At 61.7% G+C, this 15,398-nt stretch carries 16 protein-coding genes; 10 read left to right on the plus strand and 6 right to left on the minus strand.

The genetic code is table 11. The features are described 5' to 3' along the window. Positions 1-10: 10 nt before the first annotated feature. Positions 11-1,282: a kynureninase gene (kynU, locus tag F7R90_RS17235; RefSeq protein WP_158058625.1), complete on the plus strand. Its 1,272-nt coding sequence runs from the start codon at positions 11-13 to the stop codon at positions 1,280-1,282. A gap of 245 nt (positions 1,283-1,527) precedes the next feature. On the opposite strand, the gene F7R90_RS17240 is transcribed toward kynU, so the two are convergent. From F7R90_RS17240 to F7R90_RS17260, 5 genes are all read right to left on the minus strand, one after another. Then, entirely contained in the window at positions 1,528-2,085 is a 558-nt protein-coding gene (locus F7R90_RS17240; RefSeq protein ID WP_158058626.1) for a magnesium transporter, read from the minus strand. Continuing rightward, complete coding sequence (locus tag F7R90_RS17245; RefSeq protein WP_158058627.1) at positions 2,086-2,667, minus strand: magnesium transporter; 582 nt, start codon at positions 2,665-2,667, stop codon at positions 2,086-2,088. A 73-nt stretch (positions 2,668-2,740) separates the two neighbouring features. Continuing rightward, on the minus strand, positions 2,741-3,691 hold the full coding sequence (locus F7R90_RS17250; protein WP_158058628.1) for an electron transfer flavoprotein subunit alpha/FixB family protein: 951 nt from the start codon (positions 3,689-3,691) through the stop codon (positions 2,741-2,743). Continuing rightward, positions 3,688-4,479 carry an electron transfer flavoprotein subunit beta/FixA family protein gene (locus tag F7R90_RS17255; protein ID WP_158058629.1) on the minus strand — a complete coding sequence of 264 codons (792 nt, stop codon included), beginning with the start codon at positions 4,477-4,479 and terminating at the stop codon, positions 3,688-3,690. Before F7R90_RS17255 ends, F7R90_RS17250 begins: the two co-directional genes overlap by 4 nt. A gap of 107 nt (positions 4,480-4,586) precedes the next feature. After that, positions 4,587-5,804: a helix-turn-helix transcriptional regulator gene (locus tag F7R90_RS17260; protein ID WP_225741209.1), complete on the minus strand. Its 1,218-nt coding sequence runs from the start codon at positions 5,802-5,804 to the stop codon at positions 4,587-4,589. 155 nt (positions 5,805-5,959) lie between these two features. Between F7R90_RS17260 and F7R90_RS17265 the strand changes: the two genes are divergently transcribed. Further along, positions 5,960-7,240 (plus strand): DUF7094 domain-containing protein, encoded by a 1,281-nt coding sequence (locus F7R90_RS17265; RefSeq protein WP_158058630.1) that lies wholly within the window; start codon positions 5,960-5,962, stop codon positions 7,238-7,240. A gap of 42 nt (positions 7,241-7,282) precedes the next feature. Continuing rightward, entirely contained in the window at positions 7,283-7,744 is a 462-nt protein-coding gene (locus F7R90_RS17270) for a type IV pilin (protein ID WP_158058631.1), read from the plus strand. Positions 7,745-7,785: 41 nt separating this feature from the next. On the opposite strand, the gene F7R90_RS17275 is transcribed toward F7R90_RS17270, so the two are convergent. Beyond that, the gene (locus F7R90_RS17275) at positions 7,786-8,409 is read right to left on the minus strand and encodes a methyltransferase domain-containing protein (RefSeq protein WP_158058632.1); all 624 of its coding nucleotides are present in this window, start codon (positions 8,407-8,409) and stop codon (positions 7,786-7,788) included. 231 nt (positions 8,410-8,640) lie between these two features. Here F7R90_RS17275 and ahaH point away from each other — a divergent pair, with 231 nt between their 5' ends. The 7 genes from ahaH to F7R90_RS17310 all read left to right on the plus strand — a co-directional run bounded on the left by ahaH (position 8,641) and on the right by F7R90_RS17310 (position 15,396). Next, entirely contained in the window at positions 8,641-8,973 is a 333-nt protein-coding gene (gene ahaH / locus F7R90_RS17280; protein ID WP_158058633.1) for an ATP synthase archaeal subunit H, read from the plus strand. Further along, a complete protein-coding gene (locus F7R90_RS17285) occupies positions 8,960-11,134 on the plus strand; it encodes a V-type ATP synthase subunit I (RefSeq protein ID WP_158058634.1) in 2,175 nt (724 codons plus the stop codon). The genes ahaH and F7R90_RS17285 overlap by 14 nt, the downstream gene beginning before the upstream one ends. A 217-nt stretch (positions 11,135-11,351) precedes the next feature. Then, positions 11,352-11,636, plus strand: coding sequence for a F0F1 ATP synthase subunit C (locus F7R90_RS17290; RefSeq protein WP_158058635.1), 285 nt, complete (start codon positions 11,352-11,354; stop codon positions 11,634-11,636). Between the two features lie 22 nt (positions 11,637-11,658). Beyond that, on the plus strand, positions 11,659-12,240 hold the full coding sequence (locus F7R90_RS17295; RefSeq protein ID WP_158058636.1) for a V-type ATP synthase subunit E: 582 nt from the start codon (positions 11,659-11,661) through the stop codon (positions 12,238-12,240). Continuing rightward, positions 12,237-13,298 (plus strand): V-type ATP synthase subunit C, encoded by a 1,062-nt coding sequence (locus F7R90_RS17300; protein WP_158058637.1) that lies wholly within the window; start codon positions 12,237-12,239, stop codon positions 13,296-13,298. The genes F7R90_RS17295 and F7R90_RS17300 overlap by 4 nt, the downstream gene beginning before the upstream one ends. Next, entirely contained in the window at positions 13,295-13,639 is a 345-nt protein-coding gene (locus tag F7R90_RS17305; RefSeq protein WP_158058638.1) for a V-type ATP synthase subunit F, read from the plus strand. The genes F7R90_RS17300 and F7R90_RS17305 overlap by 4 nt, the downstream gene beginning before the upstream one ends. Beyond that, positions 13,636-15,396 (plus strand): ATP synthase subunit A, encoded by a 1,761-nt coding sequence (locus tag F7R90_RS17310; protein WP_158058639.1) that lies wholly within the window; start codon positions 13,636-13,638, stop codon positions 15,394-15,396. Before F7R90_RS17305 ends, F7R90_RS17310 begins: the two co-directional genes overlap by 4 nt. The last annotated feature ends 2 nt before the right edge of the window (positions 15,397-15,398 follow it).

The following is a 15,398-nucleotide window of genomic DNA, read 5'->3' on the forward strand; positions in this document are numbered from 1 at the left end:
CGATTCCTCCATGGACGACTTCGAAGTGGGTCGCGAGTTCGCCGTCCAGCGAGACGAGACGGACCCGCTCGCGCCGCTCGCCGACCGATTCTACGACCCCGACGACGAGTGGTACATGGACGGCAACTCGCTCGGACTGCTCTCGGAGGACGCCGAGGAGGCCCTCGACCAAGCAGTCGAGGAGTGGCGCGAGCAGGCGATTCGTGGCTGGACGGACGCCGACCCGCCGTGGTTCTACTACGGCGAGCAGTTGGGCGACCGACTCGCGCCCCTCGTAGGGGCCAAACCGGAGGAAGTCGTCGTCGCCAACTCCACGACGGTCAACATCCACACGCTCGTCGGCACCTTCTACGACCAGACAGAGGGCGCCAAAATCGTCGTGGACGAACTCGACTTTCCGACGGACCACTACGCGATTCGCTCCCAGTTGCGCCAGCGCGGCGTGGACCCCGACGAGGCACTAACTGTCGTGGAGAGCAAGGACGGCCGAACCATCGAAGAGGAGGACGTAATCGACGCGCTGGACGACGACACGGCGATGGTGTTTCTGCCCTCGGTTCTCTATCGGAGCGGCCAGTTACTCGACGTGGAGCGAATCACCAAGGCGGCCCACGAGAAGGACGTGCTGGCTGGCTTCGACCTCGCCCACTCCGTCGGCGTCGTTCCCCACGACCTCTCCGAAGTCGGCGTCGATTTTGCGGTCTGGTGTAGCTACAAGTACCTCAACGCCGGTCCCGGTGCAATCGCGGGTCTCTACGTCAACGAACGCCACTTCGGCGAGACGCCAGCACTCGCTGGCTGGTGGGGCCACGAGAAGGACACGCAGTTCGAGATGCGGACGACCTACACGCCAGCGCAGAGCGCGGGAGCGTTCCAAATCGGGACGATTCCGATTCTCTCGGCGGCCCCGCTCGCTGGCGCGCTCGAAATCTTCGAGGAGACGAGTATCGAGGCGATTCGGGAAAAATCGGTCTCGCTTACGGAGTATCTCGTGTTTCTGGTTGACGAGCGATTGGACGACTGCGAAGTCGGCACGCCCCGAGACTCCGACCGACGAGGCGGCCACGTCGCCATCGAACATCCCGAAGCCTATCGCGTCGGCGAGGCACTGAAAGAGCGCGGCGTCGTCGTCGATTTCCGCCCCCCGAACGTGGTTCGACTATGCCCATCGCCGCTGTACGTCGGCTACGAGGACGTGTGGGAGGTCGCCGAGGAGTTGCAGGAGATTTTGGAGACCCGGGAGTACGAGGCGTTCGACACTCGTGGTGATGGGGTGACGTGAGACACGAAGGAAGATTTCGCTCTTTTCACCAACCACACGGCGCGCGCTGACGAGACCCCCACAGGGTCTCGTCAAACCTGTGCGAGGGATGAGCGAACGAACGTGAGCGAATCGGTTGGGTGGTGTGTGGCCGTCGCGGTGCCGTGCGGAGCGGTGCGGTCTCATAGGCACCGGAAATAGCACGGTTCCCGTTGCTGTTCTCTACAATGAGTGTTACAGTTCTTGTCCACACTTCCAGAACCTCCTCACACCATCACCTGTACCACCAAGAATAGCACCAGCACACCCAGCACGTCGCAGATGTTCGTCACGACCGGTATCACCACGTCGTCGGGGTCCAACTCGAACCGGTATGCGGCGTAGGTCGCCACGAGCGTCACACCAATCGCTACCACTGCCAGCGCCGCACCGCTCGCGAGTGCGACCACCACGACAGTGCCGAGCGGCAACTGCACACCACCGAGAACGAGTGTCACCGCCCACGCGCCAGCGCCGACGACTGGAAAGACAGTCAGTGCCAGCGCGACCGTCGCTACGGCGTTGCCAGCCAACTCGTCGTCCCTCGGGTCGAACGAGAGCGTGCCGAGGTGGAACGCCGTCGAGAGGCGCGCGGCCAGCACGCTCCCCAAATTCCCGGCGGTGCCGATGATGACCGGCACGAGCGTGAGCAGGGCCGGATACTTGAGCAGTGTCGCCTCGAAACTGCCCAAGACGAGACCGGACAGAATCTCCACGACGGTCAGCGCGAGCAGGACTGGCAACATCGCTCGCGTGATGGCTCGAATCGTCCACTCCGTCTGCATCTACCCACCTCCGAGGCCGATTCGAAGGACGAATCTGACCGCCAGCAGGAGAAACGAGATACCGAACACGTCGCCGGTCGTCGTCACCAGCGGGCCGACCAGCGTGTCTGGGTTGTGCCCGCGCGAGAATCCCGCGAAGACGACCGACACGACGGCGACGGTCAGCGCACCACCGGACAGCACGCCAGCGACGAGTGCGATGGCGAGGAGCGTCGTAAGCGACGCGACAGGCTCACCGAGAATCGAGAGGACCAGAAACGCGACTACGGCGGCGAAACAACTCGCCAGCACACCGTTGCCGAGTGCCGCCAGCACCGCGGCGCGGACTCGGTCGTCCGGCATCCACTCGGGTTCGACCAGCCCCTGGTGGAGACCCGTGGAGAGTCGCGCGCCGAGCGACCCGTAGACGTTGCCGCGCGTGGCGAGCAATGCGGGCACGAGGACAAGCAGTCCGGGGACTGCGCGCAACTCCGCCCGCATGCCGCCCAGCACCGCACCCGCGAACAGGCCCCCGACGACGCTCGTGGCGAGCGCCGGGAGGGCTTCGCGGTAGGCCTGCCGAGCGACGTCGCGGACTGACATCTATCGGGAAATGGCGACCTGCATTCAAAAAACCGGTGTGTGGCGACTGGAGTCCGGTTTACTCCAAAACGTCCTATTCGAACTGCTCGATAAGCTCAGGCACCACTTCGAACAGGTCGCCGACGATACCGTAGTCGGCGATGTCGAAGATAGGCGCGTTCGGGTCGGTGTTGATGGCGATAATCGTGTCCGAACCCTTCATGCCAGCGACGTGCTGGACCGCGCCGGAGATACCGATGGCGAGGTACACGTCGGGCGTGACGACCTTGCCGGACTGGCCGACCTGCCGGTTCTTCGGCAACCAACCGTTGTCCACGATGGGGCGCGACGAGGAGAGCGTCGCGTCCGTCGCTTCCACGAGGTCCTCGATGAGCGGCAGGTTCTCCTCTTCCTCGATACCGCGGCCGATGGAAATCAGGAATTCTGCGTCGCTGATGTCCACGTCGCCGCCACCGACCTCTTCGAAACCGGTGACTCTCGACCCAGTGTCCGTGTCGATGTCGGCTTCGAACTCCGAAATCTCGGCATCGCCGACGCCCTCTGCGGCAGACCACTCCGCGCCGCGGATGGTGACGGCCTGCTGGTCGCCGCCGACTTCGACGGTCGTCTCGACCTTCGAACCGTACATCTCGCGGGTGACGGTGAGGCTGTCGCCGTACTCGATGCCGACGGCGTCGGTCGCCAGCGGCAGGTCGAGGCGGTTCGCCACGGCGGGCGCGTAGTCGAGGCCGTTGACGCTGTTAGGCATCAGGACGACCTCGGGGTCGAGTTCGGCGTGCAGGGCTTCGATGGCCTGCGTGTACACGTCGTGGTTGAACTCCTCGCCCTCGCTGACGGTGTGGACGTAATCGACGCCCTCGCGGTTCAGGTCGTCCGCGAAGCCAGTAGCATTGCCGCTGATGACGGCGAGATGCAGGTCGCCGCCGCTCTCGTCGGCGAGTTGTCGCCCGGCGGTGATGACCTCGTAGCTCACGTCGCGCAGGTCGCCACGGCGGTGTTCGGTGATGGCGAGTACGTCCGTCATTGTGCCACCCCCTTCTCGCGGAGGACTTCAGCGAGTTTCCCGGCGGTCTCGCTGGCGTCGCCTTCGAAGATTTCTGCGTCGCTCTCACTCTCGGGTTCGTACATCGACGTCATCGTCAGGTCGCTCTCGACCGCGTCGGCGTCGAGACCGATGTCGGCGAGCGTCTTCGGCGCGATTTCCTTGCTCTGAGCCTGTCGGATACCGCGCAGACTCGCGTAGCGCGGTTCGTTGATACCCGTCTGAATCGTCAGGACGGCCGGAACGTCGATGTCGGTCAGTTCCTCGACGCCACCTTCGAGTTCGCGGTGGACCGACGCGACGCCTTCGTCGGCGTCGAAGTCGAGCGCGTTGACGACCGCACCCCACTGGAAGCCGATTTCGTCGGCCAGCGAGACGCCCGTCGCACCGAACGCGTCGTCGCCCGCTTGGACGCCGGTCAGCACGAGGTCGGGCTCCTCTTCTTCGACGACGGCCGCGAGTAGGTTTGTCTTCGTCTCTACGTCGAGCAGGTCAACGCCCTCCAAGGCGTCGTCCCACACGCGAACCGCGCGGTCTGCTCCTTTTGCGAGGGCCATCCGAATCGTCTCGTCGGCACGTTCGGGGCCGATAGTAACGGAGACGACTTCGTCGGCGGGACCGTCCTCTTTGAGTTGGACGGCCTCTTCGACGGCGTAGTCGTCCCACTCGTTCAAGTCGTATTCGAGGTAGCGTTCGCCTACCTCGGTCCCCTCGATCTCGAAGTCGTCAGCGACTTCGGCGACCTCCTTTACAGTCACCAGGACCTTCATGATAAATGGGTCTGCGGCGCGGGGGTAAACGTTTTCGAAACCCGCGACCGCATGTTAACCGTTTGCTCGCTAACTGACATCCGAAACGTGAACGTGGACTCGTCCGTTCAGTCTGTGTCGGTCACGTCCTCGTCGGGGAGCGTGATGAGGTTCTCGCGGCCGATGCGAAGTTTGTCTACCCTTCCTTCGTCGTTCATCTTCGACAGCAGTTGCGACACCTTCGCGTGCGACCAGTTGGTTTCTTTGACGATGGTGCCCTGCTTCATGCGACCGTCGTTCTCGTCTAGCAGGCGCATCACGCGCTCTTCGTCACTCAGTAACTCTGTCGCCCGTTCTTCGTCGCTTGACTCGTCCGATTCCTCGGTGTCGTCCGCTTCGGCCGAGTCTGGAGACGAGGTAACTGGCCGCTCCGAGCGGTCGTCGGTGTCGGTCGGTTCCGTCTGGGCAGTGGGTGGCGTCGAATCGCGCTGAGACAGCATGTAGACGCCGCCTCCACCGAGTCCGACGAGTATCACGAGGAGGGCGATGCCCGGTAGGCTAGCGATTTCACCCCACGGACCATCATCCGGTGTCGGAGTGTTCCCGGGTCCGTTCGGGTTGAACGTCACGGTCAAATCGGCAGGAGTGAACCGCTTCGGACCTTCGTATCGGATTTTCCCATCTACGAGATGCGGGTTCCCACTGTAGATTTGGTAGTCTTCGGGCGGATCGATGACGAGCGTCTGCTTTTCGGTCAGTGCTGGAAGCCACAGCCCAGACTCCGTCGTGAACACGTCACCGAGCATCACTTGACGCCCAGAGGTACGCGTGAAATTCGTCCACGTGAACGACATTCGAAGCACGCCGACGCTCCCGTTCTGGGTGATTCGACCCGACCGGGAGACGTTCCGTATCGCCATCTCTCGACTCGTGTTCTCGGCGGCGCGGTCGGCGATTGTCTCGAACGTATCTGCGGAGAACCCGACGTCGGAACTTCCTCGCTCGTACTCGCGTGCAAGGCTTTCAAACGCCTCTGTCTCGTTTTCGTCTTGGAGGTGGAATCGTGCAGTTACGTTCCAGTGTGCGCTCCCAGTCGAACGCAGCGAGATGTACATCGTCGTTCCGTCTCGAACAGTCTCGTTGGTCGCGTTCGACGTTTTGTCGGTACCGTTGGCTGTCGTCCCATTCGCCGCAGTGCCGGTGCCGTTCGCCGCGGTTCCGTTGACAGCATTCAGGGCAGGTCGTTGGTCTGAAACTGTGTGGTCCGTTGGCTGACCGACACCGGCACCCACGACGGCGCTCGGGACGAGGAGGAGGGACACGAAGAGGGCGGCAGACCACCGCATACCGACGCATGAACGCGCCGACAAGAAAATACTTTCCATCCCGCGATAAAACGTCAGCGGCCTCTTTAAATCGTCTCGACTCCTCTCGGTCGCTCGCGGGGATGTTCATACTTCCGTGCGTATTTTATTGGTGGAGTACGCACTGGACGTTTGTAATGCGATTCGCCCCCGTTATTCTGGCATTACTGCTCGCCCTCTCTCCCGTTGCCGTTGCGACGCAAGCGACCGGCCCTACCGACGTCCCAGAGAATTCTTCGGTTGGAAGCTTCGAAAACACCGGTACAACCCAACCAGCAGATAAAAATACGACTGCTGTCCTGACGCTGGGTACGGCCGAGAAGCGTACGTCGTTCGAGACGGCCTCGATTTCGCTCGGGAATACGTTGGCGACAGACCGAACCAATGTCGAGAACGAATTGAGCATCCGCGAACTCGATCGGCAACTTCAGACTGCCGGGAGCAACACGGAGAAGAAACAGATTCTGAATCGGTACCGGTTCAGAATAGAAAACCGAGTCATCTCGCTGCAAGCGGAAGAACAGCGAGTAACCCAAGCGTTCACCAACGGATCGATCTCGGCGTCCGAGTACGTGCGGGAACTGGGCCGCATCGACGCAGAGGCCGGAGAGATACTTCGGACTACAGAGGAGTTGAAGCGACAATCTGAGTCGGTTCCTGGTTTTACGATGCCCAACATCAAAGGTACCATCCGAGGGAAACTACTCTTGGTTCTGGGACCAGTTCGCCATGAAGTGGGGGCATCTCTCCGAGGCGTGGGTGATGCGACTAGGGTGTATATCGCCGCGTCGGAATCCGGAATCGTCCTCACGACTATCGATGGCGGTCAGTACGTCCGGGAGGTCGTTCGGAGAGACCAACGCAAACCGGGAGCCTCGAAGCAGTTGCGGTTAGACGAAGCGAGGGCACTCGTCTTCGAACAGTACACGTGGGCTAAAAATCACCAGACGCGAGGGACGAGTACTTCCCCGTACGGCACGACGAACGCATACTCGGCGACGATTGGGCATCCTCACGGACAACTCACGGCCTACCTCGACAGTGGGACGGAAGCAGTCTTCAAAGAGGTTCAGTATAAGTCGCTGATGGGCAACCAACCACTTCCCCCAGGCCCCGGTGTGACAAACACCTCCGACAACGTCACGCTCGTCGTCAATCGCACGTATCCCGGCGGGCCGCTTCGCCTCGAACTCCGGAATGAGACCGGCAGTCCCGTGGACGGTGCAGTGACCGTCGCTGGACACCGAACGTTAGTGACAGGACAAGACGGAGTCGCGTGGACGCTCGGCCCGATTGGAAAGTTCCGCGTCAGTGGGACCCACGACGGAACGACTGTCAACGTGACTGCCCGTCCGACAAAGCCCAAAGCCGTTTCGCCCAACAATTCCACGAAATCGGCGAGCGCCACACCAGCGTAACCACACGAACATTCAAATCCGAAGCCGAGACGATTTCGTGACGTGTCGTCTCGTGCGCTCTCCCCCGTTCTGGGAACTGTCCTCTTACTGCTAGTTACGACCATCTTAGCCGGAGCTGTCGGCGTCGCTGCGCTCGGAACGACGATGCCGACGCCGCCACCGAACGTCGCTATCGACGTGCAAGTCGATGGGACGACAAAGACACTAACGTTCGCTCATCGTGGAGGAGAGACGCTCGACGTGCGCGAACTCTCGATTCAAATCGCAATCGACGGCGTCGCGCTCGACTCGCAACCGCCAGTGCCGTTCTTTTCCTCGGAGGGATTTCGACCCGGCCCAACTGGCCCGTTCAACAGCGCCGCCGACCCGAACTGGAGTGCGGGTGAGACAGCGAGTTTCCGGCTTGCGAGCACCAACAGTCCCACACTCTCACGCGGGGCGCGCGTGACGGTGAAAATCTACGTTGGGGAGTCACTGATTGGGAGAGAAGAAACCACCGTTTGAATCGCTCGCTGGCGCGCAGAGCGCGCCGTCTCGCTCGCGTTCTACTCCTCAGGCACTTTTGCGACTGACGTGATGGCGATGTCGGGGTCGTAACTCGGCCCCATCTCGCGGTGTCGAACGTCCACGTAGCCCGCTTCTTCGAACATCCGGTCGGCCTCCTCGCGGTCGTAGAACAGCATGATGGCGTCCGCGAGCTTCTGGAAGACCGTACTCTCGGGGTAGTTCGGGCCGACGATGAGGACCTGCCCGCCGGGTTTGGTGATGCGGCGAATCTCCCGGAGTGCGAGGATGGGGTTGGGCCAGTACTCGATAGAGCCGGACGACCACACCACGTCGAAGCTGTCCGTCTGGAAGGGGAGGCGTTCGGCGTCGCCGCGCGTGAAACTGACGGGGTCGTGTTTGCCGAGTTTCTGCCACGCCTTCTGGAGTTGGTGGACGCTCTGGTCGAGCGCGTAGACGTTGTCGCTGTGTTCGAGTAGGCCTTCTGTGGCGAATCCAGTGCCACAGCCAACGTCGAGTACTCTGTCGTCCTCGTCGATGTCGAGCATCGACAGCGACTCGTCGCGCATCTCCTCGTTCCAGATGAACGGGTTGACTTGGTCGTACACCTTCGAGAGATACTTGTAGAAGAGCCGCGCGTTACTCTTGTTTTCGAGGATACCCATTGACGGCGCTTCGGGCCGCCAGCCAAATAATCCTGCCATTTCGCCCGGTCGAGTAGGAGCCTTCGAAACTGCTCGAATGCAGCGTCAGTTGGGATAGTAGCGGTACTTTTTCGGAGTTGGTACAGTGACCCACGCGAGTCACTGACTCACGCGAAAACGGGGAGAAAGTGTCGGGAGAAGGTTCCGCAAGTAGTTTATAGCCGTTCGCGCAAACTTTCGGACGATTAGTATATGCCGAGGCCAGAGGTTCTCGAACGAATCAAGGAGGCCGAGCAAGAGGCCGACGAGATCGTCGAAGAGGCCGAGGAGAACCGCGAAGCGCGTATCTCCGAGGCTCGTAAGGAGGCAGAGGACATCCGAAACGAGGCCGAGGAGGAGGCTGCGGAGCTCCACGAGGAGCGCCTCGCCGACGCGCGTGAAGAGATAGAAGCCGAACGAGAGAAACTGCTCGCGGAGGGTGAACAGGAACGCGAGCAACTCGAAAACCGTGCGGAGCAGAACACGGAGGAGGTAGTCGAGTACGTCGTAGACCTGTTCCAGGAGGCGGTGCATGCTCAGACCTGAACAAATGAGCAAGGTGTCCGTGACCGGCTCGCGCGCGGTCATGGACGACGTTATCGAGGCGATTCACGAATTGAACCTCGTCCACCTCTCGAACTACGACGGCTCGTGGGAGGGCTTCGCGCCCGGTAACCCCGTCGAGGGTGCCGAGGAAGCGTCCGACAAGCTCGTCACCGTCCGGTCCATCGAGAGCATCCTCGACATCGAGGCCGAGGACGCCGGACCGAGTCGCATCGTCACCGACGAGGCGCTCGAAGACGAACTCGAATCGGTCCGAACCGAGGTCAACGAACTCGACGACCGTCGGAACGAAGTCGAGGAAGACCTCCGAGACGTCGAAGAGCGACTCGACTCGATGCAACCGTTCGCCGACCTCGGTATCGACCTCGACCTGCTGTCGGGCTACGACAACCTGCAGGTCGCAGTCGGCGAAGGCAACGAGGACGAAGTTCAGCAGGCACTCGCGGACACCGACGACATCGCCGAGTACGAGACGTTCAGCGAAGGTCGCACCGTCGCCGTCTTCGCGTACCCCGCAGACGACGGGGACGAAGACGCACTCGACGAGACGCTCGTCGGCGTTGACTTTGCGATGCTGGAAATCCCGGACGCCGACGGGAGTCCCGAGGAGTACGTCGAAGAGCTGAAACACGACCGCCAAAAGCTCGAATCCAAACTCGACAGCGTCGAGAACGAACTCGAAGACATCAAGCTCGACACTGCGGGCTTCCTGTTGGCGGCCGAAGAGAAGCTCTCTATCGACGTGCAGAAGTCCGAAGCGCCACTCAACTTCGCGACGACGGAGAACGCCTTTATCGCCGAGGGTTGGATTCCGTCCGAGCGCTACACCGAGTTCGCGACCGCACTCGGTGACGCAGTCGGCGACCACGTCGAAGTGGACGAACTCGAACGTGCAGAGTACGAGTCGATGGACGACCACACTCACGGGGAGCCCGAAGGTGAGCAAGAAGTCGCCGCAGACGGTGGGACGACGATGGGCGACGACCAGCCGCCGACCGTGCAGGACAACCCCGGCGCGGTCAAGCCGTTCGAACTGCTGGTCCAGACCATCAACCGACCGAAGTACTTCGAGTTCGACCCGACGGTCATACTGTTCCTCACGTTCCCGATTTTCTTCGGGTTCATGATCGGCGACGTCGGCTACGGAATCCTGTACGCGGGCATCGGTTACGCCCTGTACAGTCGCTTCGACAACCCCGCGTTCAAGAGTCTCGGCGGTATCGCGCTGTGGGCAGGCGGTTTCACCACGCTGTTCGGTATCCTGTACGGTGAAATCTTCGGCCTGCACCTCATCGGGACGCACCTGTGGGGCGGAAATCCGCCGCTCCACAAGGGACTGCAGCCCGCTGAAGTCGGCTACGCGTACACGTGGCTGGTCGTGTCGATACTCGTCGGCCTGCTCCACATGACGCTGGGCTACGTCTTCGGTTTCATCGAGGAACTGAACCACAGCCCCGTCGATGCTGTGCTGGAGAAAGGCTCGTGGGTGCTGTTGTTCGGTGGCATCTGGACGTGGATCTTCAGTACGCAGGCGTCTGGTACGAAGCCCGACTTCATCTACAGTATCTTCGCAGGCGAACCCTTCGCGTTCGGATTCGAAGGATTCTCCGCAGGCGTCGGTACCCTCGGTCTCGCAATCGGTCTGGTCGGAATGGCCCTCTACGTCGGGGGCGAAATCAAGCACTTGGGTGGTGCCGGTATTCTCATCGGCCTGCTCGAAAGCCTGAGCGTCCTCTCGGACGCCTTGTCGTACACCCGACTCGCCGCAGTGTTACTCGCCAAGGCAGGGATGGCCTTCGTGGTCAACCTCCTGTTCTTCGGTGTGTTCGTCACGCAGACAGACCACGGTGCGACGTGGCACTTCGGACTCGGACATATGTACCACGTTGGGGATATGTATCACGGTCACGAAGTCACCAGCGTCATGTTCCCCGGTCTCATCCACTCGGGTATCGGTGGCGTCCTCGGTGGTCTGCTTATCCTCGTCCTCGGACACCTGCTCGTGCTGGCGCTCGGTATCACGAGTGCCGGACTGCAGGCGGTCCGTCTCGAATACGTCGAGTTCTTCGGCAAGTTCTACGAAGGTGGCGGCGAGGAGTACGAACCGTTCGGCTACGAACGCAAGTACACGACGCAGGACTGACCCACACGCGACCCAGAACTGGCGACCAGCGGTACTTTCTTTCGTCTCTCTCTGTCAGCGGTCGAACCCCGATTCGGTAGCCATTGGTATTTGGTACCACAACCTCTGATTTCCGGCTCTACACCCCGTTTCTGGCCAACTCTTTTGGGAAGCTTTATGTCCACTGTGACGGGAAATACGACTGTTCGGTTACGAGAGCCATAGGAGAACTAAACCAATGTTCGAATTTGTACTTGCGTTCGTCGACAGTGCGGTATTGCTCGCTCAGGAAGGTGGCGCACAGGCCGTCCCCGCCATCCCGCCGAAAGCTGCAGCGGCCCTCGCAGTCGGTCTGGCCGCGTTCGGCGCAGGTTACGCAGAGCGCGGTATCGGTGCCGCCGCAGTCGGTGCCATCGCAGAGGACGAGAGCCTCTTCGGTACGGGTCTCATCATGACGGTCCTGCCCGAGACGCTCGTCATTCTGGCGCTGGTCGTCGTGTTCCTCGTCCCGTCCACGGTATAACCGACTTTCCCCCTCTTAATCAATGAGTCTGGACACGGTAGCAGAAGACATTAGAAACGAAGCCCGCGAGCGCGCGAAGGAGATTGAAGCCGAGGGCGAAGAGCGCGCAGCAGCAATTATCTCGGATGCGGAGTCGGACGCCGAAGAGATACTCGCGGAGCAAGAGAAGGAGACGGAACAAACAATCGCCCAAGAGCGCGAGCAGAAGCTTTCCAGCGCGAAGCTGGAAGCCAAGCAGAAGCGCCTCGAAGCTCGACGCGACGTGCTGCAGGACGTTCGCGCCTCTGTCGAAGACAGCATCGCTAACCTCGAAGGCGACGACCGCGAGGAGCTGACGCGAGAACTGCTCGACGACGCGGCCGAAGAGTTCGAGGACGGCGACACCGTCCACGTCTACGGTGCGGAAAGCGACGACGAGTTGCTGACCGACATCGTCACCGACTACGACGGCTACGAGTACGCCGGCGAGTACGACTGTCTCGGTGGCGTCGTCGTCGAGAGCGAACAGTCCCGACTGCGCGTGAACAACACGTTCGACTCGGTGCTGGAGAGCGTCTGGGAGGACAACCTCCAGAACATCAGCAACCGCCTCTTCGAGCAATGAGCGCCAAAGAGACTGAAGGAACGTCGAACTACGAGTACGTCACCGCGCGGGTCCGAACCCGCCGAGCTGCGCTGTTCGACGACGAGGACTACCGGAAACTCCTCCGGATGGGTCCGGGCGAAATCGCCCGCTACATGGAGGAGACCGAGTACGAGACCGAAGTGAACGCGCTCGGTTCGCGGTACGACGGCGTAGACCTCATCGAATACGCCCTCAACCGTAACCTGGCCAAACACTTCGAGGACCTGCTCCGGTGGTCCGACGGGCAACTGTACGCGATGATCGCCCGGTACCTTCGGAAGTTCGACGCGTGGAACGTCAAGACGGTTATTCGCGGCATCTACTCCGATTCGTCACGTGATTCGGTCGAGTCCGACCTCATCCGCGCGGGTGAGTTCGACGACCGACTCCTCGAACGCCTGCTCGAAGCGGGCACCATCGAAGAAGCCGTCGAACTGCTCGACGGCACCCGGTACGGCGACTCGCTGGAAGCCGCCTACGACGACTACGAGACGACTGGGACGCTAGTGCCGCTCGAAAACGCCATCGACCGAGCGTACTACGAAGGGCTGATGGAGGGCGTCACCGACGAATCGAGTCGCGCAATCGAACTGTACGTCGAATTCTTGCAAGCGGAGATCGACTTCCGGAACGTTCGGAACGCACTCCGCATCGCGCGGAGCGGCGCGAACATCGACCCCTCGGAGTACTTCATCGAAGGCGGTCGGTTGTTCGACGCGAGCGAACTCGGTCAACTCGCGGGTAACACCGACGAGTTGGTCGCACGCATCCGCGACAGTACGTACGGCGACGAACTGTCGGACGCACTCGACGAACTAGAGCGCGCGGACAGCCTCATCGGTTTCGAACACGCGCTCGACGCGGCGTTGCTCGAATACTCCGAGCATCTGTCGCACGTGTTCCCGCTGTCGGTGTGTCCCGTCTTGGCGTACGTACTCGCCAAAGAGCGGGAAGTAGACAACATCCGCGCAATCGCTCGCGGCCGCGAGGCCGGACTGAGCGAGGACGAAATCGAGAACGAACTGGTGGTACTATGAGCCAAGAGATTGCCGTCGTCGGCAGTCCCGAGTTCACCACCGGCTTCCGCCTCGCGGGCGTTCGGAAGTTCGAGAACGTCCCGGACGACGAGAAAGACGACGAACTCGACGACGCCGTCACCCGCGTCCTCGAAGACGAGGAAATCGGCATCATCGTGATGCACGACGGCGACCTCGACCACCTCTCCCGAAAGGTACGAAACGAAGTCGAGACGAGCGTCGAACCGACGATGGTCGCCATCGGCGGAAGCGGTGCGGGCAGCGGCGGACTGCGCGACAAGATCAAGCGCGCAATCGGTATCGACCTTATGGACGAAGACGAACAAGGTGAGAACGAATGAGCCAAGCTACTGAAAGCGAGAGCGTCCGCGAGGACGGTCTCATCGAGAGCGTAAGTGGACCGGTCGTGACCGCCACTGACCTCGACGCCCGGATGAACGACGTCGTCTACGTCGGCGAGGAAGGACTGATGGGCGAGGTCATCGAAATCGAGGGGAACCTGACCACGATTCAGGTGTACGAGGAAACCTCGAACGTCGCGCCCGGCGAACCAGTCGAGAACACCGGCGACCCGCTGTCCGTGGACCTCGGGCCGGGCATGATGGACTCCATCTACGACGGCGTCCAGCGCCCGCTCGCTGTCCTCGAAGACAAGATGGGTGCCTTCCTCGACCGCGGTGTTGACGCACCCGGTATCGACCTCGAAAAGACGTGGGAGTTCACTCCCGAAGTCAGCGAGGGCGACGAAGTCGAACCCGGTCAAATCGTCGGCACGGTCCCCGAGACCGAGAGCATCGAACACAAAGTGATGGTCCCGCCGGACTACGAGGGTGGCGAAGTCGTCTCCATCGAGAGCGGTAACTTCGACGTCACCGAGACGGTTGCCGAACTCGACAACGGCGAGGAGATTCAGATGCGCCAGGAGTGGCCGGTCCGTGAGGCCCGTCCCGCCAAAGAGAAGGAGACCCCGACGACGCCGCTGGTCTCCGGACAGCGCATCCTCGACGGCCTGTTCCCGATTGCGAAGGGTGGGACGGCCGCGATTCCGGGTCCGTTCGGGTCCGGGAAGACCGTCACGCAGCACCAACTCGCGAAGTGGGCCGACGCGGACATCGTCGTCTACGTCGGCTGTGGCGAGCGTGGCAACGAGATGACCGAAGTCATCGACGACTTCCCGGAACTGGAAGACCCAGTTACCGGGAAGCCGCTGATGTCCCGCACTTGCCTCATCGCCAACACGTCGAACATGCCCGTCGCGGCGCGTGAATCCTGCGTGTACACGGGTATCACCATCGCGGAGTACTACCGCGACATGGGGTACGACGTGGCGCTGATGGCCGACTCCACCTCCCGGTGGGCAGAGGCCATGCGCGAGATTTCCTCGCGTCTCGAAGAGATGCCCGGCGAAGAGGGGTACCCCGCGTACCTCGCCGCGCGTCTCAGCGAGTTCTACGAGCGAGCAGGCTACTTCCAGAACATCAACGGCACCGAGGGTTCGGTCTCCGCAATCGGCGCGGTTTCGCCGCCGGGCGGCGACTTCTCGGAGCCTGTCACGCAGAACACCCTGCGTATCGTGAAGTGCTTCTGGGCGCTCGACGCCGACCTCGCCGAGCGACGACACTTCCCATCCATCAACTGGGACGAGTCCTACTCGCTGTACAAGGACCAGCTCGACCCGTGGTACCGAGAGGAAGTCGCGGAGGACTTCCCCGAGCGACGCCAGTGGGCAGTTGACGTGCTCGACGAGGAGGGCGAACTGCAGGAGATCGTCCAACTCGTCGGTAAGGACGCCCTGCCGGAGGACCAGCAGCTCACGCTCGAAGTCGCGCGGTACATCCGCGAAGCGTGGCTCCAGCAGAACGCGTTCCACGACGTGGACACGTACTGCTCCCCGGAGAAGACCTACGCGATGCTCGGCGCTATCAAGACGTTCAACGACGAGGCGTTCGAAGCGCTCGAAGCCGGTGTCCCGGTCGAGGAGATTCAGGACATCGACGCCGCGCCGCGCCTCAACCGTATCAACGTCCAAGAGGAGTGGGAGGAGTACATCGAGGACGTGGAAGCAAACATCAAAGAGCAGCTTAGGGAGAAGTACTAAAC

The sequence above is a fragment of the Halorussus halophilus genome (assembly GCF_008831545.1).
In the GTDB taxonomy this organism is placed as follows: Archaea; Halobacteriota; Halobacteria; order Halobacteriales; family Haladaptataceae; genus Halorussus; species Halorussus halophilus.

Excerpts from the sequence above, each read along its gene's own strand:
- kynU (WP_158058625.1), top strand. The coding sequence starts at position 11 with ATGGACGACTTCGAAGTGGGTCGCGAGTTCGCCGTCCAGCGAGACGAG.
- F7R90_RS17240 (WP_158058626.1), bottom strand. The coding sequence starts at position 2,085 with ATGCAGACGGAGTGGACGATTCGAGCCATCACGCGAGCGATGTTGCCA.
- F7R90_RS17245 (WP_158058627.1), bottom strand. The coding sequence starts at position 2,667 with ATGTCAGTCCGCGACGTCGCTCGGCAGGCCTACCGCGAAGCCCTCCCG.
- F7R90_RS17250 (WP_158058628.1), bottom strand. The coding sequence starts at position 3,691 with ATGACGGACGTACTCGCCATCACCGAACACCGCCGTGGCGACCTGCGC.
- F7R90_RS17255 (WP_158058629.1), bottom strand. The coding sequence starts at position 4,479 with ATGAAGGTCCTGGTGACTGTAAAGGAGGTCGCCGAAGTCGCTGACGAC.
- F7R90_RS17260 (WP_225741209.1), bottom strand. The coding sequence starts at position 5,804 with ATGCGGTGGTCTGCCGCCCTCTTCGTGTCCCTCCTCCTCGTCCCGAGC.
- F7R90_RS17265 (WP_158058630.1), top strand. The coding sequence starts at position 5,960 with ATGCGATTCGCCCCCGTTATTCTGGCATTACTGCTCGCCCTCTCTCCC.
- F7R90_RS17275 (WP_158058632.1), bottom strand. The coding sequence starts at position 8,409 with ATGGGTATCCTCGAAAACAAGAGTAACGCGCGGCTCTTCTACAAGTAT.
- ahaH (WP_158058633.1), top strand. The coding sequence starts at position 8,641 with ATGCCGAGGCCAGAGGTTCTCGAACGAATCAAGGAGGCCGAGCAAGAG.
- F7R90_RS17285 (WP_158058634.1), top strand. The coding sequence starts at position 8,960 with ATGCTCAGACCTGAACAAATGAGCAAGGTGTCCGTGACCGGCTCGCGC.
- F7R90_RS17290 (WP_158058635.1), top strand. The coding sequence starts at position 11,352 with ATGTTCGAATTTGTACTTGCGTTCGTCGACAGTGCGGTATTGCTCGCT.
- F7R90_RS17295 (WP_158058636.1), top strand. The coding sequence starts at position 11,659 with ATGAGTCTGGACACGGTAGCAGAAGACATTAGAAACGAAGCCCGCGAG.
- F7R90_RS17300 (WP_158058637.1), top strand. The coding sequence starts at position 12,237 with ATGAGCGCCAAAGAGACTGAAGGAACGTCGAACTACGAGTACGTCACC.
- F7R90_RS17305 (WP_158058638.1), top strand. The coding sequence starts at position 13,295 with ATGAGCCAAGAGATTGCCGTCGTCGGCAGTCCCGAGTTCACCACCGGC.
- F7R90_RS17310 (WP_158058639.1), top strand. The coding sequence starts at position 13,636 with ATGAGCCAAGCTACTGAAAGCGAGAGCGTCCGCGAGGACGGTCTCATC.